Origin of the sequence: Pseudomonas sp. TH37, from assembly GCF_016650735.1 — a bacterium.
GTDB classification, from domain to species: domain Bacteria; phylum Pseudomonadota; class Gammaproteobacteria; order Pseudomonadales; family Pseudomonadaceae; genus Aquipseudomonas; species Aquipseudomonas farris.
Genome location: NZ_JAEKFD010000003.1, coordinates 504,432 through 529,188 on the forward strand (window position 1 = coordinate 504,432; position 24,757 = coordinate 529,188).

Here is a 24,757-nt window from a genome sequence, read left to right on the forward strand (position 1 = left end):
ATCGGGCGACCATAATGCCGCCCGTTCACTCGCTCAACGGTAAAGGCTGGATATGCAGGAAGACGCCCCAAAAATCGCCAAGGACGCTGCGCCGACTGGCACCCAGACACTGCTTCGTGGCCTGGGTGTGGTTCAGGCCGTGGCCAGTGGCGCCCGCGATCTCAAGGAAATCGCCCGGCTGATCGGCACGACGCGCAGCACCACTCATCGTCTGGCCAGTTGCCTGGTGGATGAGCGTTATCTGCGGGTGGTGCCGCAAGTCGGTTATCTGCTGGGGCCGAAACTGATCGAGCTGGGTTTCCAGGCTCGTGAAGAGCTGCCGCTGGTAACGCTGGCGGGGCCGTATCTGGATGAGTTGTCGGCGTTGACCGGCGACACCATTCATCTGGCGATTCGTGAAGGCGACGAGGTGCTGTACCTGCATAAAAATCCCGGGCGCAACGGTCCGGAAATGCGTTCGCGAGTCGGTCATCGCATGCCATTGGCGCGTACCGGGATCGGTAAGGCGTTGATGCTCGATGACACGCAGGAAGAATGGCAACGGCTGTACGAAATCAGCTTGCCGGTGGGTGGGAAAAATCAGTTCTGGCCACAGCACCCGGAGCAATCCTGGGAGCAGTTTCAGCAGCGCATGATCGAGTACGTGGCCGGCGGGTACGCGTTCGATCTGGAAGACAACGAACCGTCGATCCGCTGCGTGGCGGCGCCGATCCGCGATGCCAGCAAGCGCATCGTCGCCGGTATCAGCATCGCCAGCACCGTGCCGTACATGCCATTGGAAAAAATGGCCGAGCTGATTCCCCTGATCAAAGGGGTCACAGCCCGGCTGTCGGCGGAGCTCGGCTTGAAGGTTTAAACCTTCAGCGTCGCCATGTCGATGACAAAGCGGTACTTCACGTCACCGGCAATCATGCGGGTGTAAGCCTCGTTGATCTGGCGGATGTCGAGCATTTCGATGTCGCAGGTGATGCCGTGCTCTGCGCAGAAATCCAGCACTTCCTGGGTTTCGGCGATGCCGCCAATCAGCGAGCCGGCCAGCACACGACGACCCAATACCAGTTTGGCAGCGTGAACCGGTGGATCGATCGGTTCAATCAAGCCCACCAGAATGTGTACGCCGTCGAAACGCAGCGTATCGAGGTAGGGATTGAGGTCGTGCTGCACCGGAATGGTGTCCAGCAGGAAGTCGAAATGTCCTGCGGCGGCTTTCATCTGTTCTGCGTCGGTGGACACGATCACGTGGTCCGCGCCTTGACGACGACCTTCTTCAGCCTTGCTCGCCGAGCGGGTGAACAACGTCACTTCAGCGCCCATTGCCTTGGCGAACTTGATGCCCATGTGACCGAGGCCACCCATACCGAGAATCCCGACCTTGTCGCCGGCCTTGACGCCGTAGTGCTTGAGCGGCGAGTAGGTGGTGATGCCGGCGCACAGAATCGGCGCGGCGCTGGCCGGATCGAGTTTCTCCGGGATACGCACGACAAAGTGCTCGCGGACCACGATGCTGTCGGAGTAACCGCCCATGGTGTTGCTGCCATCGACCCGGTCCGGGGTGGCATACGTCATGGTCGGGCCTTCAAGGCAGTATTGCTCCAGATCCGCCTTGCAGGCTTCGCAGTGGCGGCACGAGTCGACCATGCAGCCGACGCCGACCAGATCGCCGACTTTGTGTTGGGTAACATTCGCACCGACCGCGGTGACTTTTCCGACGATCTCATGGCCGGGCATCAGCGGGTAAACAGCAATGCCCCATTCGTTGCGTGCCTGATGGATGTCGGAATGGCAGACGCCGCAGTAAAGAATGTCGATCGCAACGTCGTCGGCCCGTGGGCTGCGGCGTTCGAATTTCATCGGGGCGAGGGGAGTGGTGGCTGACTGAGCGGCGTATCCGATGGCGGTGTACATGGTGAACCTCGCAAAAGCAGTGACAGGTGAGGCGAGCAATTCTGGGCACCGCACGGGTTACCGGCCATGGCGATTCCTCCGGGTGTCATGCCTAATCCTCCGGCATGTGCGTTTGATGGAGTGCATTGGCCATCAGACCTGCGATGATGTTTTCATCCCTTTTTTCGCGACTTTTTTTGTGAAGAGCTCCTCATGTTGTTGACCCGTCATCTCGATGCCAATGCCACGCTGGTTTCGCTGATTAAGCCTCTGACCACCCGAGACGGTTTCGCTCCTACCACGTTGCCGGGCGTGCAGGTTTTGCGCGCCAGTTGTGATATGGCCCGTGGCCCGCAAATCTACGAGCCAAGCCTGGTCATCATCGCCCAAGGCAGCAAGTTGGCGTATCTGGGGCCGCGTACGCTGGAATATGGTGCCGGGCATTACCTGATTCAGGCGTTGCCGGTGCCCTTCGAGTGCGAAACGTTTTCGGCTCCGGATGGCCCGATGCTGGGCGTTTCCATCGCCATTGACCGGGTGATGCTCGGTGAGTTGGTGCTGGCCATGGGGCTGTCGCCGGGGCGCACTGTTCCCGCACAGACGCCCGAGTCCATGACCTCGGCGGTGCTCGACGATGCCATGCGCGGTTGTGTGGAACGGTTGTTGCGCTGCCTGCACGATCCGCTGGAGTGCCAGATCATGGGCACGGCGCGCTTGCGTGAATTGTTGTTCGTGGCGTTGCGCGGTCCGCAAGCCGATGTGTTGCGAGCGTTGGTGGAGCAACAGGGGCAGTTCGCACGGATCGCGGCGTCCCTAAGTCATCTGCATGCGCATTACACCGAGCCGCTGAACGTCGAGACCCTGGCCAGTTGCGCGAACATGAGCGCGTCGACGTTTCATGAGCATTTCAAACGCAGCACTTTGTTGTCGCCGGTGCAGTATTTGAAGCGTTTGCGCTTGCTCAGGGCCCAGCAGTTGTTGCTGGGAGAGGGGTTGGGCGTGGCCCAGGTGGCGCATCGGGTGGGGTATCAGAGCACGTCGCAGTTCAGTCGTGAGTACAAGCGTTACTTTGAGCGCAATCCTGGGGATGAGCGGGCAGCCTGATACGCCACGAATCCCTGTGGGAGCGGGCTTGCCCGCGATTGCGGTGGGTCAGTCGACTTTGATGTTGGATGATAAACCGTCATCGCGGGCAAGCCCGCTCCCACAAGGTCTTGTGTTGACGCTTGAATTGCGGGCAACAAAAAGGCCCCCATTTAGGGAGCCTTGATGTTCAGCGATTTGACTTACATGTTCGGGTAAGTCGGGCCACCAGAGCCTTCCGGCGCCACCCAGGTGATGTTCTGTGCAGGGTCCTTGATGTCGCAGGTCTTGCAGTGAACGCAGTTCTGGGCGTTGATCTGGAAGCGCTTCTCGCCGTCTTCCTGGGTCACCACTTCGTACACGCCGGCCGGGCAGTAACGCTGGGCAGGTTCATCGTACATCGGCAGGTTCTTGCCGATCGGAATGCTCGCGTCGGCCAGCTTCAGGTGGCAAGGCTGTTCTTCTTCGTGGTTGGTACCCGAGATGAACACCGAGCTGAGTTTGTCGAAGCTGATCTTGCCGTCCGGTTTCGGGTAGTCGATCTTCTTGCAGTCGGCTGCCAGTTTCAGGCAAGCGTAATCGGGCTTGGTGTCGCGCAGGGTGAACGGTAGTTTGCCGCCGAACCAGTTCTGGTCGATGTAGTTGAACGCCGCGCCGAGAATCGGGCCGAATTTGTGCATCGCCGGGCCGAAGTTGCGGCTGGCGAACAGTTCGTCGTAGAGCCAGCTCTTCTTGAAGGCGTCGACGTAAGTGGTCAGCTCTTCGGTGCCGTCCTTTTCAGCAAACAGCGCGTCGGCCACGGCGTCAGCGGCGAGCATGCCGGACTTCATCGCGGTGTGGCTGCCTTTGATCTTGGCGAAGTTCAGCGTGCCGAGGTCGCAACCGATCAGCGCGCCGCCCTTGAAGACCATTTTCGGTAGCGAGTTCAAGCCGCCTTTGGAGATAGCACGCGCGCCGTAGCTGATGCGCTTGCCGCCTTCCAGGTACTGCTTGAGCACCGGGTGATGCTTGAGGCGCTGGAACTCGTCGAACGGCGACAGGAAGGTGTTGCTGTAGGAAAGATCGACGATCAGACCGACCACCACCTGGTTGTTTTCCAGGTGGTAGAGGAACGAGCCCCCAGTGTTCTCGGTGCCCATGATGTCCAGCGGCCAACCGGCGGTATGGACCACCAGGCCTGGCTGGTGCTTGGCCGGGTCGATTTCCCAGATTTCTTTCAGGCCGATGCCGTAGTGCTGGGCGTCGGCTTCGCTGTCGAGGTTGAAGCGCTTGATCAGCTGCTTGCCGATATGGCCGCGGCAACCTTCGGCGAACAGCGTGTACTTTGCACGCAGTTCCATGCCTGGGGTGTACAGGCCTTCTTTCGGATTGCCTTCGCGGTCAACGCCCAGATCGCCGGTGATGATCCCGCGAACTACACCGTTCTCGTCGAACAGTGCTTCCTGCGCGGCGAAGCCCGGGTAGATTTCAACGCCCAGGTTCTCGGCCTGCTGGGCCAGCCAGCGGCACAGGTTGCCCAGGGAGATGATGTAGTTGCCTTCGTTGTGCATGGTCTTGGGCACAAAGAGGTCAGGAATCTTCTGCGCGCTGTCGGCGTTTTTCAGAACGAAGATGTCATCGCGTGTAACTGGCGTATTCAGCGGCGCGCCGAGTTCTTTCCAGTCCGGGAACAGTTCGTTCAGGGCACGTGGTTCGAACACGGCACCGGACAGAATGTGAGCGCCGACTTCGGAGCCTTTTTCGACCACGCAGACGCTGATTTCCTTACCGGCTTCGGCGGCCTTCTGCTTCAAACGGCAGGCGGCGGACAGGCCAGCGGGGCCGGCACCGACGATGACCACGTCGAATTCCATGTATTCGCGTTCCACAGGCTATCTCCTACTCAAGGCTCAACAGTTTTTTTTCTAATTGGAGGTTTGGCGTTGCATCCATTATTTCCTCCGGTAACTGCCGGAAGGGACAATGGATGACCCACCTTTCTCTCTAGGTGGCGCATTATATCTACACCACTCCTAGCGTCCAATACAAACGTTTGTTTGAATGGGCTCAAAGCCAGAGAAATCAAAGTCACGCGGCTTATGACTGGCCATTTTGCCGTATTGACCGGAATAGGTGTTCCGGTCAAGATACGGGCGGTTTTGCGCTCGCCGTAGGCTGACTGTTGGTTTCAAGAGCACCTCTAAAGACAGGGCGATGGCAGTACAAGGTGATGCGTAGCACAGGTCAGGCGCGCAGTTTACACGCCGCGATTATGAATGACTTGTCGGTCACCACTGACGAACGGTTATCAGCTTCGTGAGCAACGTTCACCCGATACACCTGCCAGCGTTTTTAGAGGTGCCCTTGCGCCGATGAGCATCAACCGCCAGGTTCGCCTAGGCGACTTTCTTTTCACCGGAGAGTAACGAGGAATCCATGAAGGTTCTTGTAGCTGTCAAACGCGTTGTGGATTACAACGTCAAGGTTCGTGTCAAGGCGGACAATTCCGGCGTCGACCTCGCTAACGTCAAGATGTCGATGAACCCGTTCTGCGAAATCGCAGTGGAAGAAGCCGTACGTCTGAAAGAGAAAGGCGTTGCGACTGAAATCGTCGTCGTCTCCATCGGCCCGTCCACCGCTCAAGAGCAACTGCGCACCGCGCTGGCTCTGGGTGCCGACCGCGCCATCCTCGTCGAATCCGCTGAAGATCTGACTTCCCTGGCCGTTGCCAAGTTGTTGAAAGCTGTTGTCGACAAGGAACAGCCTCAGCTGGTGATCCTCGGCAAACAAGCCATCGACAGCGACAACAACCAGACTGGCCAGATGCTCGCTGCATTGAGCGGCTACGGTCAGGGCACATTCGCTTCGAAAGTCGAAGTGTCCGGCGACAGCGTTGCCGTGACCCGTGAAATCGACGGCGGCGCGCAGACAGTTTCCCTGAAACTGCCGGCCATCGTCACCACCGACCTGCGTTTGAACGAGCCGCGCTACGCGTCTCTGCCAAACATCATGAAAGCCAAGAAGAAGCCTCTCGAAGTGCTGACTCCGGACGCTTTGGGCGTTTCCACCGCCTCCACCAACAAGACCCTGAAAGTCGAAGCGCCGGCTGCACGCAGCGCGGGTATCAAGGTCAAGTCGGTGGCTGAACTGGTCGAGAAACTGAAAAACGAAGCGAAGGTAATCTAAATGACTATCTTGGTTATTGCTGAACACGACAACAAAGTACTGGCCCCGGCCACGCTGAACACTGTGGCTGCTGCTGCCAAGATCGGTGGTGATATCCACGTTCTGGTTGCAGGTCAGGGCGCTGGCGCCGTGGCTGAAGCCGCTGCGAAAATCGCTGGTGTGGCCAAAGTGCTGGTGGCCGACAACGCCGCTTACGCTCATCAACTGCCGGAGAACGTTGCTCCGCTGGTTGCTGCTCTTGTTCAAGAAGCGGGGGGCAAGGCTTACAGCCACATCCTGGCTGCCGCTACTTCGAACGGCAAAAACATCCTGCCGCGCGTTGCCGCGACCCTGGACGTTGACCAGATCTCCGAGATCATCTCGGTCGAAAGCGCTGATACCTTCAAGCGCCCGATCTACGCCGGTAACGCCATTGCTACCGTACAGTCCAACGCTGCAGTCAAAGTGATCACCGTGCGTGCCACCGGTTTCGACCCGGTTGCTGCTGAAGGTGGTTCGGCTGCCGTTGAAGCAGTTGCGGCTGCTCACGACGCTGGCACTTCGAGCTTCGTTGGTGAAGAACTGGCCAAGTCCGATCGGCCGGAACTGACCGCTGCCAAAATCGTCGTTTCCGGCGGTCGCGGCATGCAGAATGGCGACAACTTCAAACACCTGTACGCCCTGGCCGACAAGCTGGGTGCTGCCGTCGGTGCTTCCCGCGCCGCGGTCGACGCAGGTTTTGTACCCAACGACATGCAAGTCGGTCAGACCGGCAAGATCGTTGCTCCACAGCTGTACATTGCCGTCGGTATTTCCGGCGCGATCCAGCACCTGGCCGGCATGAAAGACTCCAAAGTGATCGTTGCGATCAACAAGGACGAAGAAGCGCCGATCTTCCAGGTGGCCGATTATGGCCTGGTGGCAGACCTGTTCGAAGCTATCCCCGAGTTCGAGAAGCTGGTCTAATCCGGCAGCTTGACTTATAAAGAGCCCGACCTTTTGGTCGGGCTTTTTTTTGCGAAAATATTGGGTTGTAGGGAGTGTCGTCATGGATTTGCGCCGCGTATGTGGCTGGTCATTACTGTTGGGGCTGACGCTGTTGCCGGGGCTATCCATAGCCGCGGGCAAATGCGAGCGCCTGGTGGTGACCGGCAGCCCGGACGCGCCGCCGTACCTGTGGCAAGACCCGCATAACCCCAAGTACCTGATAGGCGCGAGCGCCGACCTGTTGCAGCAAGTGGCGGGGGAGTTGGGCATCAAGGTCGAGCTGCTTTATGCCGGCAAACGCTCCCAGGCCCTGGACGAAGTGCGCAGCGGGCGCATGGACATGCTGGCCGATGCGCCATTGATGGTCAGTGAGCTGGAAAATCTGGATTACATCCATCCACCGCTGCTGGAAAACGATTATCTGGTCTGGACCCGTAACGACTCGTTACTGGTCTACAACGAAGCGCAAGACCTTCACGGTCATCCCGGTGCCTTGTCGGAAAAGGCTCGAGTGACCCCCTCGTTCGGCACTTTCGCCGAGCAGCAATTGACCCTGGTGCGCACGCCCAATCTGACCCAGGCCTTTCAGAAATTGCTGCTGAACGAGGTGGAATTTGTCCTCGCCGGACGCTACTCGGGCATGGCCATGGTGCAAACGCTGGGCATGGCCGATGACTTGATGGCTCACCCACAACCCATCGACAAACCCGGCCTGTATCTCGCGGTTTCCCATAACTCTGCCTGCAACGATCCTTGGTTGCGCGGACAGCTGGCCAAAAAGATGACAGAATTGCCCGCGTCCGGACTGACGGAAGCTGCGCTGCTGCGCAATATCGAGCGTTGGAAAACGCAACGTTCACAACCGCAGCCACAACCTGTCAGTACCCCAAAACAGTAGGGATTTTTAGTGAGTATTCGACCTCTTTTCGCTGCCCTGGCCGTTCTGGCTCTGGCGGGTTGTGCAGCCGACCCGGCGCCGAATGAACAAATACGCCTGACCGAACAGGCACTCGAACAAGCCAAGGCCGTGGGTGCTACCGCCGACGAAGTGCCGGAACTGAAACTGGCTGAAGACAAGTTCAAGCGTGCCAAGGGCAACATGGCCGACCAGTCCTTCAAGAATGCGCGCATGCGGGCCGAACAGGCCGAGCTGGACGCGCGTCTGGCCGAAGCCCGGGTTCTGACCCTCAAGAGCGAGGAGCAGTTGAACGTGCTCAATACCCGCATCACTCGCCTGCGCAAGCAACTGGGAGATGCCCAATGAGCCTGAAGACCAAAGCACTCGGCGGCTTGATCCTGGCTGGCTGCGCAAGCCTTTATGGCTGCGCCGGTCAACACAGCGAAACCGCATTGCAGCAGGCCGGCACCGACTTCCAGAAGGTCAAGGAAGACTCCAACGTGCTGCGCATTGCGCCCAAAGACGTGATCCGTGCCGGCGAATCCCTGGCCCGCGCCGATCGTCTGTCCAGCTACTGGGGCAGCGGTTCGGACGTTGTGCATTACGCCTACCTGAGCCAGCGCTACAGCGAAATCGCCCGGGAACACACTAATCAAGTGCTCAACGAAGAACGCGCGGCGAAGCTCGAACTCGAGCGTCAGCGCCTGCAATTGGCCCTGCGTGAGTCCAAGCTGCTCAGCGTGCAGCAACAGGGCAAGTGGCTCGAAGAGCAGATCGTGGCGCTGGCGACCACCCAAACCGACCGTGGTCTGGTGATGACCTTGGGCGATGTGCTGTTCGATACCGGTGAAGCAGAGCTGAAAAGCTCGGCAAACCGCGTGGTGCTGAAGATCGTCCAGTTCTTGCAGCTCAATCCCAAGCGCGTGGTGCGGATCGAGGGCTATACCGACAGCACTGGCGGTAAACAGGAAAATCTCAAGCTGTCCCGCGACCGTGCGCAATCGGTGGCGGATGTGCTGATGGACCTGGGCATCGACGACAAACGTATCAAAGTCGAAGGCTACGGCGATGAATACCCGGTGGACGTGAACGCTTCCGAGCGCGGGCGTGCGCAGAACCGTCGAGTGGAAATTGTGTTCTCCGACGAAAAAGGCCAGCTCGGCGCCGCCAGGTAGGAGCTGGCGGAGCCTGCGATCTTTTGATCTTGCTCTTGATACTCAAGTGGGCCTGGAAAGATCGCAGCCTCGTTTCACTCGACAGCTCCTACAACCCGGCCTGTCAGCAGTGCCGGGTTTTTTTGTGCCTGCCAATCAGCGCAATACTCTCCATAAAAACAGTACAGTTTTTGCTGACAATGCACTGTACGGTCGACTATTGTGACAACTGTCCCAGTACACTTCCAAACTGTTCCGGTATTGTTTCACACAAGAATAAAATGCCCGTGAAATCGAGTGCTGCGTCATGACCAATCTCTTGCTCTATCAACGAATTGCTCAGCAACTGGCCGAAGACATCCGCCGCGGTGTCTATCAACCCGGGGAGCGCGTGCCTTCGGTGCGCAAGATGAGCTCGCAGCTCAACGTCAGCCATGCAACGGTGTTGCAGGCCTACGCCAACCTTGAGGATCAGGGGCTGATCCGTGCCCGGCCGCAATCCGGTTACTACGTGCACCAGACGCCAGCGCTCACGGCGCCAACCCCGGACATTGCCCGGGTTGAGCGACCTGGCCTCGTCACCCGCAGCAGCATCATTCAGCAAGTCCTGGTTGAATCCCGCCGCGAAGGCGTCTTCCCGTTGGGCGCCGCCGTACCAAGCGTCGACTACTTACCGGTGCGGGCGCTGCATCAGCAACTGGCCAAAGTCACCCGTTTCCATAGCCCGCGGGCGTTCAGCTACATGTTCAGCCCCGGTTTCGAGCCGTTGCGTCGGCAAGTGGCGATCCGCATGCGCGATGCCGGCGTGGTGGTCGATCCATCGGAAGTGGTGATCACCCACGGCTGCGTCGATGCGTTGCAGATGTCTCTGCGCGTGTTGACCCGGCCGGGTGATCTGATCGCGGCCGAGTCGCCGACCTATTACGGTTTGCTGCAACTGGCCGACCTGCTGGGGCTGAAAGTCATCGAGATCCCTAGCGATCCAGCCACCGGCATGAGCCTCGAGGCCTTGCAGCTGGCGGCCAACCAGTGGTCGATCAAGGCGCTGGTGCTGACCACGCGCCTGAGCAATCCTCTGGGCGGCACCATGCCCGAAGAGCGGCAGAAACAATTGCTGCGCCTGGCCTCGGATTTCGATATCCAGGTCGTCGAAGACGATATTTACGGCGAGCTGATGTTCGAGCAGGGCCGCACCAAATCGCTCAAGGCCTATGACCGTCTGGATCGGGTGATCTATTGCTCCAGCTTCTCCAAGACCCTGTCGCCCGGTGTGCGCATCGGCTGGATGATTGCCGGCAAGTACCAGCAGGAAATCCAGCGCTTGCAGACCTTCAGTACCCATTCAGCCTGCAGCGTCACGCAAATGGGCATCGCGGCCTATCTGGAGAACGGCGGTTACGACCGGCATTTGCGCTACATCCGTCAGGAGTACCGCAAGAACCTCAGTGCTTTTCAGCTGGCGGTGCAGCAGTACTTCCCGGAAGGCACACAGATGACCCGGCCCACCGGTGGCTTCATTCTGTGGGTCAGCTTGCCGGGGCGGGTCAACACGCAGGAACTGCATGTGCGTGCGTTGCAGCAGGGCATCAGCATTGCGCCGGGGCTGATTTTCAGTAATACCGAGCAGTTCAATCACTGCATTCGCCTGAACTGTGGCATCCCCTGGAACCGCGAGGCCGAGCGTGCATTGATGACGTTGGGGTTGCTGGCGACGCAACTTTGTCAGGAGACGGCGAGCGGTTTTTGAGCAGCTGGGCAGTTCTGAACTGGCCGCTTGTCTTGTCGTCTCCAACAGGCGAGCATATAGCCTTCTGTCGTTCACGCGTTGGGTCCATGAAGCCGATTTTTTCTGCCGCCTGGTTGTTGATCTGCCTGTTAATGACCTGTCACCCGGAAGGCGTCATGGCGGCTTCCGTTCAGGAAAAACCGTCAGCCAGCACAACCGCGAAAAAAGCAGCACCGGTCAAAAAGGCCACACCGGTCAAAAAGAAAGCTGCAGCGGTCAAAAAACGTTCCCCCATTGCTTCCAAGTCGAAACCGGCCAGTGAAGTCGTGAAAACCAAACTCCCTTCGGCAAATCTCGATTTGAGCTTGCCCAAGGACATGGTCGAAGAACTGAAGCCGGTCGGCACGGTACAGTTGCCCCGACACGATGCGCTGTTGCCGCAAATGTTCGGTGACAAGAGCAGCCCGTTCCAGCTCAACGGTCGTTTGCTCAGCAACGAAATGCAGCTGCAACTGCGCAATGAAGAGCGTCGGGAAGTTGAAGGCGCGGCGCTGGAATTCGAGTTCAAGCAGTAAATCCCTCCCATTCGTGACCCGCGGACCAGACACTTTGTCGGAGACTGGTCAGTCACGTTCGTTTGAGCGAAAAAACCTGGGCTCAGGTAATTTAAAACAGTCGTTTTAGCCGTTACTCTGTGCCACGTCCCTTTACCCGTCGCGAGGAGCTTGTCGTCATGAGATGCCGTGAAGGCTGTGGCGCCTGTTGCATTGCCCCTTCCATCAGTTCGCCGATTCCCGGAATGCCCAATGGCAAAGCCGCCGGAGAACGTTGCGTACAGCTGTCTGCCGATAACCTGTGCAGCATTTTCGGCAAGCCGGAACGTCCTGCGGTGTGTTCGGCATTTGAAGCCGATGTCGAGGTCTGTGGAAGCAGCAGCGACGAAGCGATCAAGTTGCTGGGCTGGTGGGAGCAAATGACGGCCGCGTGATGTGTTCAACGAACGGAACTTCAACAATAAGGAATAAGACTATGGGTTCGCTGCATCGTATCGCTGTGCTGTGTGGTTTGACGGTTTTGCTGGCCTCCACGGCCCAGGCCGAAGAATGGAAAACCGCCAAGGAAGAAGAGGGCATCAAGGTGTCCTTGAGTGAAGTGGCCGGTTCCCAATACAAGGCTTACCGTGGCGTGACCGTCATGAAGACCACCATGGCCAAACTGCGTGCATTGCAGGAAGACGTGCCGGGTGCCTGTGCATGGATTCACGAGTGCAAGACTCAGAAGTTGCTCAAGCATGAAGGTAACCAGAGCTGGACCTACACCCAGTTCAATACCCCTTGGCCGGTCACTCCTCGCGACTCCGTGTTGCATGTCACCACCGTTGAAGGCGCCGATGGCAGCCTGACCCGCGAGCTGGAAGGACAGCCGAAGTACCTTCCGGAAGAAAAAGGTTTTGTACGGGTCGCCCAGGTCAAAGGTTTCTGGAAGCTCGTTCCTAAGGGCGATCAAGTCGAAGTGACTTATCAAGCCCATACCGAACCCGGCGGCAGCGTGCCGTCGTGGCTGGCCAACAAGTTTGTGGTCGATGCGCCGTTCAATACCCTCAAAGCCCTGAAAGAACGCGCCGAGAAATAACCACCCAACTCTTTTGATATGGCCTGTTCGACAAACACCCCGATGAATAACCTGTGGCGAGAGAGCTTGGTCCCGCTGGGCCGCGCAGTGGCCCCAAAAATGGGACTGCTTGGCAGTCCAGCGGGAGCAAGCTCCCTCGCCACAGGTTCAGTATCACGGCTTTATTTTGTTTCTGGATATGCGTTGAACGAAATTTTCACAAAGTCTCCAAGACAATTCACCCGCGCCCAACCAGTCCGTCTCCGCAACTTTGCGTCACGTCTCTTGTCCCAGAGCGCTACAAGCGACAGTCGGCCTGCGGGTTAGTAATCAATGGTAATGCCGCGGTTGATCGTGCAACATTTGCGCACCGCGCACGCCCCGGGCCGAGGATGGCCAACAGAGGGCGAGACAGCTGATGCCGGTTGGTCAAGCGCAATTCATGTGAGAGCGGGCTTGTGGCGAGGGGGCTTGCCCCCGTTGGGCCGCGCAGCGGACCCAAAAATTTGCGAGCGCTGCGCACTCGAACGGGGGCAAGCCCCCTCGCCACATAAGCCCGCTCCCACAGGGTCTGCTCGCTTAACCGACCGGCATCAGGCAAGGCACCGCTGTATTTTTGAAACTTCAACTTCCAATGGGTCCTAAAACGACATGGCAAACCCGGACGCCCTGAGTCAGCAGCGAGCTTCTAGTCGCCTGCTGCAACCGACCGTCAAATCGCATCTGGCCTACACACTGTTGTGTGCCCTGGTCATGATGGTCATGTTCAGCCTGCTGCGCGTGGCGCTGCTGGTCTACAACCGCTCGATGATCCTCGATACACCGGCTTCGACCTTTCTGGAAGCGTTCGCCAACGGCCTGCGTTTCGACTTGCGTCTGGTGGTTTACCTCAGCATTCCGCTGCTGCTGGCATTGTTCAGCGCCCGGGCGATGGCTGCCCGCGGATTCTTCCGGCTATGGCTGACCGTTGCCTCGAGCATCGCGCTGTTCCTCGGCCTGATGGAGATGGACTTTTACCGCGAGTTCCACCAGCGCCTCAACGGCCTGGTCTTCCAGTACGTGAAAGAAGACCCGAAAACCGTGATGAGCATGCTTTGGTACGGTTTTCCGGTGGTTCGCTACCTGTTGGCCTGGGCCGTGGGCACGTTGATTCTGACCCTCGCGTTCAAGGGCGCCGACCGCGCCACGCGTCCTCGCGGGCCGTTCAGCGGTGGCAGCATTAGTACGCGGCAGGTCGCTCCGTGGTATGCGCGCGGTGTGGTGTTCGTGGTCTGCCTGCTGGTCTGCGTGGTCGCCGCTCGTGGCACCCTGCGTCAGGGCCCACCCCTGCGTTGGGGTGACGTTTACACCACCGATTCGAATTTCGCCAACCAGCTGGGCCTCAACGGCACACTATCGCTGATCGCGGCGGCCAAGAGCCGGATGTCCGAACATCGCGACAATGTCTGGAAGGCAACGCTGCCGCAGCCTTTGGCCCAGCAGACCCTGCGCGATTTGTTGCTGACCCCGAGCGACAAGCTGGTCGATCCCGAGACTGCCGCGGTGCGTCGCAACTACAGCCCCGACACCAACAAGACACTGCCGATCAAGAACGTCGTGGTGATCCTGATGGAAAGCTTCGCCGGTCACTCGGTGGGTGCTCTGGGGCGTCCGGGTGAAATCACACCGTACTTCGACAAACTGTCGAAAGAAGGTCTGTTGTTCGACCGTTTCTTCTCCAACGGCACCCATACCCACCAGGGTATGTTCGCCACCATGGCCTGCTTCCCGAACTTGCCGGGTTTCGAATACCTGATGCAGACGCCTGAAGGCAGCCATAAACTGTCCGGTCTGCCGCAGTTGCTCAGCGCCCGTGACTACGATGATGTGTACGTTTACAACGGCGACTTCGCCTGGGACAACCAGTCGGGTTTCTTCAGCAACCAGGGCATGACCAATTTCATCGGGCGTAATGACTTCGTCAACCCGGTGTTCTCCGATCCGACCTGGGGCGTGTCCGACCAGGACATGTTCAACCGTGGTCTGGAGGAGTTGAAGGCCCGCGATGGCAAGGACAAAAAGCCGTTCTATGCCTTGCTGCAAACGCTGTCCAACCACACGCCGTACGCCTTGCCGACGCCATTGCCGGTGAAGCCTGTGACCGATCGTGGCAACCTCAACGAACACTTGACCGCCATGCGCTACTCCGACTGGGCGTTGGGTCAGTTCTTTGAACAGGCCCGCAAAGAGCCGTACTTCAAGGAAACCCTGTTCGTGGTCGTCGGCGATCATGGTTTTGGCAACGAGCAGCAGATCACCGAAATGGACCTGGGCCGCTTCAACGTGCCGATGCTGATGATCGGGCCGGGCGTCCAGGAAAAATTTGGTCAGCTCGACCACACAGTGGGCACCCAGATCGACATCGTGCCGACTATCATGGGCCGTATCGGTGGTGACGTGGTTCATCAATGCTGGGGTCGTGACTTGCTGAACCTGCCGGAAGGCGACAAGGGCTTTGGCATGATCAAACCGTCGGGCAGCGATCAGACGGTGGCGTTGCTGACTGCGGATCGCGTACTGGTATTGCCCAAAGAGATGCCGCCGAAGTTGTATCAATACGAACTGGGCGCCAACCCGAAAGGTGAAGTGATCCCGGCATCGGCTGACGAAGCGGCGCTCAAGCAGAAGCTCGAGTCGTTCATCCAGACGGCCACCAAAAGCCTGATCGATAACACCGCCGGTGTGGTTGACGGCAAGCCGGACTAAGTTTTTGCGCAATACAAAAGAGGCCCCTTCAAGGGCCTCTTTTTTTTTGCCGGAAAAATCTTTATATCTTGCCAAGCAGCAGCAGGATCAACAGCACCACCAACACCACGCCGATGATACCGGACGGGCCGTAACCCCAACTTCTGGAGTGCGGGAAGACCGGCAAGCCACCTATCAACAACAGGATAAGAATAACGATAAGAATTGTGCCCATGTCTGTTTCCTTGTTGGAAGCGTTGTGGATTGACCTAGGGTTTAGCCATCAGCTGGACTTGTATTAATCCTAGCTGCTTACAAAATCCGACTCATGGATATGAAGAAAAATTCCAGTTTTTTTTAATGTATTTGGAAAGTATGTTTATTTCTTTTACTGCGTCTCAAAGTTGAAACAACCAGACCGCGCCGTGGTTCATTGCTGGCCATTCAGCAATCTGATGGAGCGTGGGTCGCGCATTATCCTTCGCTACACTCGGTGCATCTTCCCCGGAACAACAAGGCTGTTTGCTATGCAGAATCGCATGATGATCACTGGCGCGGGCTCAGGCCTGGGTCGCGAAATCGCGCTGCGCTGGGCGCGTGAAGGCTGGCAGCTGGCCTTGTCGGATGTCAGTGAACCCGGTTTGCAAGAAACCCTGAAACTGGTTCGCGAAGCCGGCGGTGACGGTTTCATCCAGCGTTGCGATGTGCGCGACTACAGCCAGCTGACGGCTTTTGCCCAAGCCTGTGAAGAGAAGTTCGGCGGCATCGATGTCATCGTCAACAACGCCGGCGTGGCCTCGGGCGGGTTCTTCAGTGAACTGTCGCTGGAAGACTGGGACTGGCAGATCGCGATCAACCTGATGGGCGTGGTCAAGGGCTGCAAGGCCTTCCTGCCGCTGCTGGAGAAAAGCAAAGGCAAGATCATCAACATCGCCTCGATGGCCGCACTGATGCAAGGTCCGGCCATGAGCAACTACAACGTGGCCAAGGCGGGAGTGGTGGCTTTGTCCGAGAGTCTGTTGATCGAACTGGCCCACGAGGAAGTCAGCGTGCATGTCGTTTGCCCGTCGTTCTTCCAGACCAACTTGCTGGACTCCTTCCGCGGCCCGACCCCGGCCATGAAAGCCCAGGTCGGCAAATTGCTGGAAAGTTCGCCGATCAGCGCTGCCGACATTGCCGACTACATCTATCAGCAGGTCGCCGCCGGCGAATTCTTGATCCTGCCTCACGAACAGGGCCGCATGGCCTGGGCGATCAAGCAAAAAGACCCGCAAGTGCTCTACAACGAAATGACCGTAATGGCCGACAAAATGCGCGCCAAGGCCAAACAATCCGCAGGCTGAACTTGCCCGTGCGCAATACCGTCGTTAGGGTGGCCGCAACCGGCCATCCTCACGAGACATCTGCATGATCAATTACCTGTGGTTTTTCCTCGCCGCACTGTTCGAAATCGCTGGCTGCTTCGCGTTCTGGATGTGGTTGCGCCAAGGTAAAAGCGCTTGGTGGATCATCCCGGCGTTGCTCAGCCTGATCTTGTTCGCGGTGCTGCTGACCCGGGTCGAAGCAAGCTACGCCGGCCGCGCCTATGCCGCCTACGGCGGCATCTACATCATTGCGTCGATCGGTTGGCTGGCGGTGGTCGAGCGGATTCGTCCCCTGGGCTCGGACTGGATCGGCGTGGCGCTGTGTGTGATCGGCGCGACGGTCATCTTGTTCGGCCCGCGTCTCTCCGCTTCCTGAAGGATCGGTCCTTCATTCAACCGGTTTGTCGGACGCGTCCGTCAGGGTGATAAATCATGGGCTGTAGGGCGGGACTGTTTTGCTGCCACTGCATTGAACAGCCGCCATGCACCGGGCATCTTCAAGGGCCGGTAACCCTGAAGGATGAATGCCATGCTTGTACTCAGTCGCGTTGTGGGCGAGTTGATTTCCATTGGTGACAACATCACCGTGCGGGTTCTCGCCGTTAACGGAAGCAGCGTGCGCTTCGGTGTTGAAGCGCCACAGCAGGTCAACGTACATCGCGCTGAAGTCTATGAGCGCATCCAGATCAAACAGGCCAAAGCCAAAGCCCGTTAAGAACCTCAGTCGAACAGGTGCTTGGGCACGTCGTGCTTGAGCATCAACTGGCATTGCTCGCTTTCCGGATCGAAGACGATCAGCGCCTGGCCCTTGGTCAATGCCTGACGAACACGCAATACGCGGGTTTCCAGCGGTGTGTCATCGCCGTTGTCCGTGCCGTCGCGGGTCACGAAATCCTCGATCAGGCGGGTCAGCGTGTCGACTTCAAGTTGGTCGTGGGGGATCAGCATAAGGCACCTCGGCTAAACAATGGTGCGATGCTACGGCGAATGGGCGGTTGCGGCTAGCCTGGGGCTCATGTGGCGTCTGATCCAGCGCTATCGCGAGCAGGCTCGCTCCCACAGTAAACGGTGTACTCCTGTGGGAGCGAGCCTGCTCGCGATAGCGATATTTCATGCGCTACACATCTCGAATTTGACTCAGCCCTCCGAACGCTGCCCAATCAAACTATCCACCGACGGCACCCGCGTATCGCTTTCCATCTGCGTCTCGTGTTCGATCTGGTGACTGAACCGGTCCAGCGATCCCTTGGCCGGTTGTGCATCGCTGGCGAACACCGGCGGGCTGAGGATGTAGGCGCCGAGCAGGCGGCTGAGGGCGGCGAGGCTGTCGATGTGCGTGCGCTCATAACCGTGGGTGGCGTCGCAACCGAAGGCCAGCAGAGCGGTGCGAATGTCGTGACCGGCAGTGACGGCCGAGTGAGCATCGCTGAAGTAATAGCGGAACAGGTCACGGCGCGCCGGCAGTTCGTTGTCGCTGGCCAGGCGCAGCAGGTGGCGCGACAGGTGATAGTCATAAGGCCCGCCGGAATCCTGCATTGCCACACTCACCGCGTGTTCGCTGGAGTGCTGGCCGGGCGCGACCGGCGCGATGTCGATGCCGACGAATTCGCTGACATCCCAAGGCAAGGCCGCCGCCGCACCGCTGCCGGTTTCTTCGGTGATGGTGAACAGCGGATGGCAGTCGATCATCAACTCTTCGCCGCTGTCGACAATCGCTTTCAGCGCTGCCAGCAGGGCGGCAACGCCGGCCTTGTCATCGAGGTGGCGGGCGCTGATGTGGCCGCTTTCGGTGAACTCCGGCAACGGATCGAAGGCGACGAAATCACCGACGCTGATCCCCAGCGAATCGCAATCGGCGCGGGTGGCGCAGTAGGCGTCCAGGCGCAATTCGACGTGATCCCAGCTGATCGGCATTTCATCCACGGCAGTATTGAACGCGTGCCCGGAAGCCATCAGCGGTAACACGCTGCCGCGAATCACACCGTTGTCGGTGAACAGACTGACGCGGCTGCCTTCGGCAAAACGGCTGGACCAGCAACCGACCGGCGCCAGGGTCAGGCGACCGTTGTCCTTGATTGCGCGAACTGCTGCGCCAATGGTGTCCAGGTGAGCGGAGACCGCGCGGTCCGGGCTGTTTTTCTTGCCTTTGAGGGTGGCGCGGATGGTGCCGCGACGAGTCATCTCAAAGGGAATGCCCAGCTCTTCGAGACGCTCGGCGACGTAACGCACGATGGTGTCGGTGAACCCGGTGGGGCTGGGAATGGCGAGCATTTCCAGCAGGACTTTTTGCAGGTAATTGAGGTCCGGTTCGGGAATTTTGCTGGTCATGGAAACTCCTGATGAAGTGAGAGCATCGATGGTTTCGATGAGGGAAAGAGTGTGTGACCTGTGAGGGCCCCATCGCGAGCAGGCTCGCTCCCACAGGGGAATGCGGTCAAATGTGGGAGCGAGCCTGCTCGCGATGGCGATGGAACAGGCGACACATCAATGTCAAACCGCCGGCTGACTATGCGGAAACAACAAATCCACAAACCGCTCGGCCGTCGGCTGCGGTTCGTGGTTGGCCAGCCCGGCGCGCTCGTTGGCTTCGATAAACACATACTCCGGCTGATCGGCGGCCGGCACCATCAGGTCGAGCCCGACCATCGGAATATCCAGCGCCCGCGCCGCGCGCACCGCCGCATCCACCAAGGTCGGATGCAGAATCGCCGTAACGTCTTCAAGAATGCCGCCGGTATGAAGATTCGCCGTGCGCCGCACGAACAGATGCTCACCGGCCGGCAAAATGCTGCTGTAGTCGTAACCCGCAGCCTGCAACGTGCGCTGGGTCTCATGGTCCTGCGGGATTTTGCTTTCACCGCTGGTCGCCGCCTGACGGCGACGGCTCTGGGCTTCGATCAGCGCACCGATGGAATGCTGACCATCGCCCACCACTTCCGCCGGCCGGCGAATGGCGGCCGCGACCACTTCGAAACCGATCACCAGAATCCGCAAGTCGAGGCCTTCGTGAAAACTTTCCAGCAGCACTCGACTATCGAATTTACGAGCGTTTTCGATGGCTTGCTGGACCTCTTCGATGGTCCGTAAATCAACCGCCACCCCTTGGCCCTGTTCACCGTCCAGCGGTTTGACCACCACCCGTTCGTGCTCGTCGAGAAACGCCAGATTGTCGTCCGCGCTCCCCGCCAGTTGTTGGGCGGGCAGCTTAAGACCGGCGTTTTTCAGCACCTTGTGGGTCAGGCTTTTGTCCTGACACAAAGTCATGCTGATGGCGCTGGTCAGATCGCTCAAGGATTCGCGGCAACGTACCCGACGACAGCCATGGATCAAGGTGAACAGACCGGCTTGCGCGTCATCCACTTGCACATCAATGCCGCGCCGATGAGCCTCCTCGACGATGATTCGCGCATACGGATTGAACTCGGCTTCCGGGCCGGGGCCGAGAAACAACGGCTGGTTGATGCCGTTTTTGCGCTTGATGGCGAAGGTCGACAAGTTGCGAAAACCGAGCTTGGCGTAAAGACTTTTCGCCTGACGGTTGTTGTGCAGCACAGACAGGTCCAGATAACTCAGGCCACGGCTCATGAAGTGTTCGATCAAGTGCCGCACCAGCACTTCACCGACGCCTGGGCGGGAACATTGTGGATCGACCGCCAGGCACCACAGGCTGCTGCCGTTTTCCGGGTCGTTGAAGGCCTTGTGATGATTCAGGCCCATGACGCTGCCGATGATCGCGCCGCTGTCCTCATCTTCGGCCAGCCAATAAACCGGGCCGCCCTGGTGATGAGGCGTCAGCAAACTCGCATCAATCGGTAGCATGCCGCGCGCCTGATACAGCTGATTGACGGCCTGCCAATCAGCTTCGCTTTGCGCCCGACGGATGCGGAAGCCGCGAAACACCCGGGTGGCCTGGCGGTAATCGCTGAACCACAGGCGCAAGGTGTCGGACGGGTCGAGGAACAGTTGGGCCGGCTCCAGCCCCAGCACTTGCTGGGGCGCGGCAACGTACAAGGCGATGTCCCGTTCACCGGGCTGCTCATTGAGCAGCTCTAGGGCAAGGCTCGCGGCATCGGGAAAGGTATGGCCGATCAGCAACCGGCCCCAGCCGCAATGCACCGCGATTGGCGCGGCGCCCAATTCACTGCCGTCTTCGGCCAGGCGCGCCTGCAAGCGTTCGTAGGAGGGCGCCTGACCGCGCAACAAGCGTTGGCTATAAGCCGTAGCGTGAGGTTTCATCGATCAGATTCCTTGTTCACTGAGCCACAGGTTCAGGGCTGCCAATTGCCACAGCTTGGAGCCGCGCAACGGGGTCAGTTGACCTTGCGGATCGGTCAGCAGGCGGTCGAGCATGGCGGGGTTGAACAGGCCACGATCCTGACTCGGATCGAGCAGCAGTTCACGCACCCAGTTCAGCGTGTCGCCCTGCAAATGCTTGAGGCCAGGGACCGGGAAGTAACCCTTTTTGCGGTCGATCACTTCACTCGGAATGACCAGCCGTGCCGCTTCTTTCAAGACTTGCTTGCCGCCATCCGGCAGTTTGAATTTGCCCGGAACCCGCGCCGACAATTCCACCAGGCGATAGTCGAGAAACGGCGTGCGCGCTTCCAGGCCCCAGGCCATGGTCATGTTGTCGACGCGTTTGACCGGGTCATCCACCAGCATCACGGTGCTGTCCAGACGCAGGGCTTTGTCCACGGCTGCGTCGGCACCGGGCTGAGCGAAATGTTCTTTCACGAAGTCGCCGGCCGCGTCGTTGGCCGTCAGCCATTTCGGCTGCACCGTGGCCGCGTAGTCGGCGTAGCTGCGGTCGAAAAACGCATCGCGATACGCGGCATACGGATCGCTCGCACCGTCCACCTGCGGATACCAGTGATAACCGGCGAACAACTCGTCCGCGCCTTGGCCGCTTTGTACCACCTTGCAGTGCTTGGCCACTTCGCGAGACAGCAGATAGAACGCGATGCAGTCATGGCTGACCATTGGCTCGCTCATGGCGCGGAACGCCGCGGGCAGTTGCTCGATGATTTCTTTCTCGTCGATGCGCAGCTGATGGTGCTGTGTGCCGTAGTGCTTGGCGATCAGATCCGAATATTGAAACTCGTCACCGCGCTCGCCGCCGGCATCCTGAAAACCGATGGAAAAGGTCGACAGGTTTTCAACGCCGACTTCACGCAACAGACCGACCAGCATGCTCGAATCGACACCACCGGAAAGCAGCACGCCAACATCCACCGCCGCCCGTTGACGGATCGCCACTGCATCACGGGTGCTGTCGAGCACGCGATCGCGCCAGTCTTCGAGGGTCAGATTCAGCTCATCGGCGTGTGGGCCGTAGGGCAGGGTCCACCAGGTTTTCTGCTCGGTGGTGCCATCCGCGTCGATGCGCATCCAGCTCGCCGGGGGCAGCTTTTCGATGCCCGCCAGCAAAGTGCGCGGGGCCGGGACCACGGCGTGGAAATTCAGATAATGATTGAGCGCCACCGGATCGAGGATCGGGTTGATGTCGCCGCCCTTGAGCAATGCCGGCAGGGCCGAGGCAAAGCGCAGGCGCTGGCCGGTGCGCGACAGGTACAACGGCTTCACGCCGAGACGGTCGCGGGCGATGAACAGACGCTTGGCGTCGCGCTCCCAAATAGCGAAGGCGAACATGCCGTTGAGTTTGGGCAACAAGGCTTCGCCCCAGGCGTGATAACCCTTGAGCAGCACTTCGGTGTCGCCGCCGGAATAGAAGGCGTACCCGAGGCTTTCCAGTTCGGTGCGCAGTTCCGGGAAGTTGTAGATCGCGCCGTTGAAGGCCAGGGACAGGCCCAATTGGTTGTCGATCATCGGCTGTGCCGAGCCGTCCGACAGGTCCATGATTTTCAGGCGCCGATGGCCCAGGGCAATCGGCCCTTGGCTGTGGAAGCCCCACGCATCAGGGCCGCGAGGGGCCAGGTGATGGGTGATTCGTTCTATGGCTGCGAGGTCCGCAGGTTGATGGTCGAAACGTAATTCTCCAGCTAATCCGCACATAAGTCCTTACCGGTTTTTCCGTTGGGGAGGGTCAATCGATACCCGCCAAAAACGGCGGGTACTCAGAAACTGACCCACGTGAATCCCTGGAGTTTTAGACCGATAAGTTATAAGGCGCGCGTCAGACTTTTCCGCGGATCAATTGGCGCAAGGCAAAACGGTTGGGATGGCAGGCCTCGGCCACTGTTTTTGGCAACGGCAACGGCTCGTTTTCAAGCCATGCCGCTAACAGCTCGCTAGACAACGGCGCGGTGATCAAACCGCGAGAGCCATGACCGCTGTTGACGTAAAACCCCTCGAGCCATGGGCAGGGCACATCGGGCACTTGTCGGGCATCTTTGCTCAGCGCGGCATAGGCCTCGGCGAAGGCGGCCTGTTCGGCCAACGGTCCGACGATCGGCAGGTAATCCGGGCTGGTACAACGGAATGCCGCGCGTCCTTCCAGTTGCTGCGGGTCCAGGTCTGGAACATGCAAACGGGCGACCAGGTCAGTGGAAATTTCCTCGAGCAACGCCAGGTTGCCGAGGTGTTCGGCGACGGTCGGGGTCAGCTCATCGCTTTTGAAATCGAAGCTGGCGCCGAGTGTGTGTTCGCCCAAGCGTGCGGGCGCCACATAGCCTTCGGCGCAGACGACGGTCGCCAGGCTCTGGCTTTCAGGGGTTTGCGCCAGTCGGGTGATCTGGCCGCGAATGCGTTTGAGGGGGAGGTCGGCGCTGTATGGAAAACGCTTGATCTCGGCGGCGCCGGCCAGAATCACCACGGGCGCACTGGCCAGCAATGCATCGCCGTCCCAGGCCTGCCACTGATCATCGACCTTGCGCAGTTCCAGCACGTCGCGATGGGGCAGCCACTGGATGTTCGTTGAGGCCGCTTGCCACTGGCACAACGCGGGCGGATGAACCCAGCCGCCCTCAGGGTAGAACAAGCCGCCGTGCGCCAACTCGATGCCGGCCCGGGCCTGGGCCTGGGGTTGATCGAGCAGGTGCACCAGGCTCGGTGAAAAGGCCGCAGCCAATTGCGCCTGACGCTCGGCTTCCTTGGCATTGAAGGCCAGTTGCAAGACCCCGCAATCGTCCCAGTCGACGCCACGTTGCAGCTGTTCCAGCAGGCGTCGGGTGTAGCCAAAACCGCTGACGATCAATTGCGACAACGCCGTGCCATGGGCCGAAAGCTTGAGGTACAGCACACCCTGAGGATTGCCCGAGGCTTCCTGCGCCAGTGCTTCGTGGCGGTCCAGCAGGCTGACTTGCCAACCCCGAGCGGCGAGGCTGGCGGCGCTGGCGCAACCGGCCAGCCCGGCGCCGATCACTAGGGCGCGGCGTTCGCCGGTCAGCGGTTGTGGGCGAGCGAACCATGGTTTTGTCGCGGCTGGTTTAGCGGCCTCTTCAGGCCAACCGAGGAATGTGCCCCGTAGAATTTCCCACTTGTGGCCGATGCCGGGCGTGCGTTTCATCTTGAAGCCCGCCGCGTTCAACAGGCGGCGCACCCAGCCGGTGCTGGTGAAGGTACTGATGGTCGAGCCGGGTGCCGCCAGGCGAGCCAGTTCGGCAAACAATTCGGCGGTCCACATGTCAGGGTTTTTCGCCGGGGCGAAACCGTCGAGAAACCAGGCGTCGATCTGTGCATCCAGTTGCGGCAACTGCTCAAGTGCATCGCCGACCAGCAAGGTCAGGGTGACGCGGCCGTTGTCCAACACCAGGCGCTGAAAGCCTTGATGGATCGCTACGTATTGCGCCAGCAATTGATCGGCAAACGGCTTGAGCTCCGGCCATAAGGCCAAGGCTCGTTGCAGATCGGGCGCGCTCAGCGGGTACTTTTCGACACTGACAAAATGCAGCCGCGCACCGGCCACCGCGTGCTGTTCGAACAACTGCCAGGCACAGAGAAAATTCAGCCCGGTACCGAAACCGGTCTCGCCAATCACCAGTCGACCATCCACCGGCAAGGCGGCGAAACGGTCACGCAAATCGTTTTGCTGCAGAAACACGTAACGGGTTTCTTCAAGGCCCGACAGGTCGGAAAAATACACATCATCGAACACCCGCGAACGCGGGCGACCTTGGTCGTCCCAGTCGAGCTGGGCGTGGGGCAATACAGGTTTCATGGCAGGCTCGGCAACGGCAAGGTGGCCATTCTAGCCGATCGCTGCTGCGGTGCTTGATCCATGGCA

General features: G+C 59.4%; 23 protein-coding genes. 15 read left to right on the forward strand and 8 right to left on the reverse strand.

Features of this window, described 5'->3' with window-relative positions:
* The first annotated feature begins 52 nt into the window (after positions 1-52).
* On the forward strand, positions 53-856 hold the full coding sequence (locus JFU11_RS11550; protein WP_008012044.1) for an IclR family transcriptional regulator: 804 nt from the start codon (positions 53-55) through the stop codon (positions 854-856).
* Here JFU11_RS11550 and JFU11_RS11555 read toward each other — a convergent pair.
* Positions 853-1,905, reverse strand: a complete 1,053-nt coding sequence (locus tag JFU11_RS11555; protein WP_201060657.1) for an NAD(P)-dependent alcohol dehydrogenase — start codon at positions 1,903-1,905, stop codon at positions 853-855. The two genes, JFU11_RS11550 and JFU11_RS11555, sit on opposite strands and share 4 nt — an antisense overlap.
* A 192-nt stretch (positions 1,906-2,097) precedes the next feature.
* Here JFU11_RS11555 and JFU11_RS11560 point away from each other — a divergent pair, with 192 nt between their 5' ends.
* Positions 2,098-2,988 (forward strand): AraC family transcriptional regulator, encoded by an 891-nt coding sequence (locus JFU11_RS11560; protein WP_123723110.1) that lies wholly within the window; start codon positions 2,098-2,100, stop codon positions 2,986-2,988.
* 182 nt (positions 2,989-3,170) lie between these two features.
* Here JFU11_RS11560 and JFU11_RS11565 read toward each other — a convergent pair whose 3' ends face one another.
* On the reverse strand, positions 3,171-4,835 hold the full coding sequence (locus JFU11_RS11565) for an electron transfer flavoprotein-ubiquinone oxidoreductase (protein ID WP_201060658.1): 1,665 nt from the start codon (positions 4,833-4,835) through the stop codon (positions 3,171-3,173).
* Between the two features lie 547 nt (positions 4,836-5,382).
* Between JFU11_RS11565 and JFU11_RS11570 the strand changes: the two genes are divergently transcribed.
* The 10 genes from JFU11_RS11570 (at position 5,383) to JFU11_RS11615 (ending at position 15,232) form a co-directional block, all read left to right on the forward strand.
* The gene (locus JFU11_RS11570) at positions 5,383-6,132 is read left to right on the forward strand and encodes an electron transfer flavoprotein subunit beta/FixA family protein (protein ID WP_003226982.1); all 750 of its coding nucleotides are present in this window, start codon (positions 5,383-5,385) and stop codon (positions 6,130-6,132) included.
* A complete protein-coding gene (locus JFU11_RS11575; RefSeq protein WP_201060659.1) occupies positions 6,133-7,077 on the forward strand; it encodes an FAD-binding protein in 945 nt (314 codons plus the stop codon).
* A gap of 82 nt (positions 7,078-7,159) precedes the next feature.
* A complete protein-coding gene (locus tag JFU11_RS11580; protein WP_123723114.1) occupies positions 7,160-7,996 on the forward strand; it encodes a transporter substrate-binding domain-containing protein in 837 nt (278 codons plus the stop codon).
* A gap of 9 nt (positions 7,997-8,005) precedes the next feature.
* Positions 8,006-8,362 carry a DUF4398 domain-containing protein gene (locus JFU11_RS11585; protein ID WP_008073146.1) on the forward strand — a complete coding sequence of 119 codons (357 nt, stop codon included), beginning with the start codon at positions 8,006-8,008 and terminating at the stop codon, positions 8,360-8,362.
* The gene (locus tag JFU11_RS11590; RefSeq protein ID WP_123723115.1) at positions 8,359-9,171 is read left to right on the forward strand and encodes an OmpA family protein; all 813 of its coding nucleotides are present in this window, start codon (positions 8,359-8,361) and stop codon (positions 9,169-9,171) included. The genes JFU11_RS11585 and JFU11_RS11590 overlap by 4 nt, the downstream gene beginning before the upstream one ends.
* A 286-nt stretch (positions 9,172-9,457) precedes the next feature.
* Complete coding sequence (locus tag JFU11_RS11595; protein ID WP_007903895.1) at positions 9,458-10,897, forward strand: PLP-dependent aminotransferase family protein; 1,440 nt, start codon at positions 9,458-9,460, stop codon at positions 10,895-10,897.
* A gap of 86 nt (positions 10,898-10,983) precedes the next feature.
* Positions 10,984-11,451: a translation initiation factor 2 gene (locus tag JFU11_RS11600; protein WP_123723116.1), complete on the forward strand. Its 468-nt coding sequence runs from the start codon at positions 10,984-10,986 to the stop codon at positions 11,449-11,451.
* A gap of 158 nt (positions 11,452-11,609) precedes the next feature.
* The gene (locus JFU11_RS11605; protein ID WP_019582607.1) at positions 11,610-11,864 is read left to right on the forward strand and encodes a YkgJ family cysteine cluster protein; all 255 of its coding nucleotides are present in this window, start codon (positions 11,610-11,612) and stop codon (positions 11,862-11,864) included.
* Positions 11,865-11,905: 41 nt separating this feature from the next.
* Positions 11,906-12,508, forward strand: a complete 603-nt coding sequence (locus tag JFU11_RS11610) for an START domain-containing protein (RefSeq protein ID WP_123723117.1) — start codon at positions 11,906-11,908, stop codon at positions 12,506-12,508.
* 630 nt (positions 12,509-13,138) lie between these two features.
* A complete protein-coding gene (locus JFU11_RS11615) occupies positions 13,139-15,232 on the forward strand; it encodes an LTA synthase family protein (RefSeq protein WP_123723120.1) in 2,094 nt (697 codons plus the stop codon).
* Positions 15,233-15,293: 61 nt separating this feature from the next.
* Here JFU11_RS11615 and JFU11_RS11620 read toward each other — a convergent pair whose 3' ends face one another.
* Complete coding sequence (locus JFU11_RS11620) at positions 15,294-15,446, reverse strand: DUF3309 family protein (protein WP_008012020.1); 153 nt, start codon at positions 15,444-15,446, stop codon at positions 15,294-15,296.
* A 292-nt stretch (positions 15,447-15,738) separates the two neighbouring features.
* Here JFU11_RS11620 and JFU11_RS11625 point away from each other — a divergent pair, with 292 nt between their 5' ends.
* The 3 genes from JFU11_RS11625 (at position 15,739) to csrA (ending at position 17,290) form a co-directional block, all read left to right on the forward strand.
* Positions 15,739-16,554, forward strand: coding sequence for an SDR family oxidoreductase (locus JFU11_RS11625; protein ID WP_007899657.1), 816 nt, complete (start codon positions 15,739-15,741; stop codon positions 16,552-16,554).
* 64 nt (positions 16,555-16,618) lie between these two features.
* A complete protein-coding gene (locus JFU11_RS11630) occupies positions 16,619-16,951 on the forward strand; it encodes a YnfA family protein (RefSeq protein ID WP_123723121.1) in 333 nt (110 codons plus the stop codon).
* 153 nt (positions 16,952-17,104) lie between these two features.
* Positions 17,105-17,290 (forward strand): carbon storage regulator CsrA, encoded by a 186-nt coding sequence (gene csrA, locus JFU11_RS11635; protein ID WP_030132007.1) that lies wholly within the window; start codon positions 17,105-17,107, stop codon positions 17,288-17,290.
* A gap of 5 nt (positions 17,291-17,295) precedes the next feature.
* Here csrA and JFU11_RS11640 read toward each other — a convergent pair whose 3' ends face one another.
* The 5 genes from JFU11_RS11640 to mnmC form a co-directional block, all read right to left on the reverse strand.
* Positions 17,296-17,523: a YheU family protein gene (locus tag JFU11_RS11640; protein WP_003199186.1), complete on the reverse strand. Its 228-nt coding sequence runs from the start codon at positions 17,521-17,523 to the stop codon at positions 17,296-17,298.
* A 189-nt stretch (positions 17,524-17,712) separates the two neighbouring features.
* On the reverse strand, positions 17,713-18,903 hold the full coding sequence (locus tag JFU11_RS11645) for an osmoprotectant NAGGN system M42 family peptidase (RefSeq protein WP_123723122.1): 1,191 nt from the start codon (positions 18,901-18,903) through the stop codon (positions 17,713-17,715).
* A gap of 162 nt (positions 18,904-19,065) precedes the next feature.
* Positions 19,066-20,811 carry an N-acetylglutaminylglutamine synthetase gene (ngg, locus tag JFU11_RS11650; protein WP_123723123.1) on the reverse strand — a complete coding sequence of 582 codons (1,746 nt, stop codon included), beginning with the start codon at positions 20,809-20,811 and terminating at the stop codon, positions 19,066-19,068.
* A 3-nt stretch (positions 20,812-20,814) separates the two neighbouring features.
* Entirely contained in the window at positions 20,815-22,587 is a 1,773-nt protein-coding gene (locus JFU11_RS11655) for an N-acetylglutaminylglutamine amidotransferase (RefSeq protein WP_201060660.1), read from the reverse strand.
* A gap of 121 nt (positions 22,588-22,708) precedes the next feature.
* Entirely contained in the window at positions 22,709-24,691 is a 1,983-nt protein-coding gene (gene mnmC, locus JFU11_RS11660; protein ID WP_201060661.1) for a bifunctional tRNA (5-methylaminomethyl-2-thiouridine)(34)-methyltransferase MnmD/FAD-dependent 5-carboxymethylaminomethyl-2-thiouridine(34) oxidoreductase MnmC, read from the reverse strand.
* Positions 24,692-24,757 lie beyond the last annotated feature (66 nt).

Excerpts from the sequence above, each read along its gene's own strand:
- JFU11_RS11655 (WP_201060660.1), bottom strand. The coding sequence starts at position 22,587 with ATGTGCGGATTAGCTGGAGAATTACGTTTCGACCATCAACCTGCGGAC.
- JFU11_RS11610 (WP_123723117.1), top strand. The coding sequence starts at position 11,906 with ATGGGTTCGCTGCATCGTATCGCTGTGCTGTGTGGTTTGACGGTTTTG.
- JFU11_RS11625 (WP_007899657.1), top strand. The coding sequence starts at position 15,739 with ATGCAGAATCGCATGATGATCACTGGCGCGGGCTCAGGCCTGGGTCGC.
- JFU11_RS11595 (WP_007903895.1), top strand. The coding sequence starts at position 9,458 with ATGACCAATCTCTTGCTCTATCAACGAATTGCTCAGCAACTGGCCGAA.
- ngg (WP_123723123.1), bottom strand. The coding sequence starts at position 20,811 with ATGAAACCTCACGCTACGGCTTATAGCCAACGCTTGTTGCGCGGTCAG.
- mnmC (WP_201060661.1), bottom strand. The coding sequence starts at position 24,691 with ATGAAACCTGTATTGCCCCACGCCCAGCTCGACTGGGACGACCAAGGT.
- JFU11_RS11615 (WP_123723120.1), top strand. The coding sequence starts at position 13,139 with ATGGCAAACCCGGACGCCCTGAGTCAGCAGCGAGCTTCTAGTCGCCTG.
- JFU11_RS11640 (WP_003199186.1), bottom strand. The coding sequence starts at position 17,523 with ATGCTGATCCCCCACGACCAACTTGAAGTCGACACGCTGACCCGCCTG.
- JFU11_RS11590 (WP_123723115.1), top strand. The coding sequence starts at position 8,359 with ATGAGCCTGAAGACCAAAGCACTCGGCGGCTTGATCCTGGCTGGCTGC.
- JFU11_RS11570 (WP_003226982.1), top strand. The coding sequence starts at position 5,383 with ATGAAGGTTCTTGTAGCTGTCAAACGCGTTGTGGATTACAACGTCAAG.
- JFU11_RS11550 (WP_008012044.1), top strand. The coding sequence starts at position 53 with ATGCAGGAAGACGCCCCAAAAATCGCCAAGGACGCTGCGCCGACTGGC.
- JFU11_RS11575 (WP_201060659.1), top strand. The coding sequence starts at position 6,133 with ATGACTATCTTGGTTATTGCTGAACACGACAACAAAGTACTGGCCCCG.
- JFU11_RS11620 (WP_008012020.1), bottom strand. The coding sequence starts at position 15,446 with ATGGGCACAATTCTTATCGTTATTCTTATCCTGTTGTTGATAGGTGGC.
- csrA (WP_030132007.1), top strand. The coding sequence starts at position 17,105 with ATGCTTGTACTCAGTCGCGTTGTGGGCGAGTTGATTTCCATTGGTGAC.
- JFU11_RS11630 (WP_123723121.1), top strand. The coding sequence starts at position 16,619 with ATGATCAATTACCTGTGGTTTTTCCTCGCCGCACTGTTCGAAATCGCT.
- JFU11_RS11600 (WP_123723116.1), top strand. The coding sequence starts at position 10,984 with ATGAAGCCGATTTTTTCTGCCGCCTGGTTGTTGATCTGCCTGTTAATG.
- JFU11_RS11560 (WP_123723110.1), top strand. The coding sequence starts at position 2,098 with ATGTTGTTGACCCGTCATCTCGATGCCAATGCCACGCTGGTTTCGCTG.
- JFU11_RS11645 (WP_123723122.1), bottom strand. The coding sequence starts at position 18,903 with ATGACCAGCAAAATTCCCGAACCGGACCTCAATTACCTGCAAAAAGTC.
- JFU11_RS11605 (WP_019582607.1), top strand. The coding sequence starts at position 11,610 with ATGAGATGCCGTGAAGGCTGTGGCGCCTGTTGCATTGCCCCTTCCATC.
- JFU11_RS11580 (WP_123723114.1), top strand. The coding sequence starts at position 7,160 with ATGGATTTGCGCCGCGTATGTGGCTGGTCATTACTGTTGGGGCTGACG.
- JFU11_RS11555 (WP_201060657.1), bottom strand. The coding sequence starts at position 1,905 with ATGTACACCGCCATCGGATACGCCGCTCAGTCAGCCACCACTCCCCTC.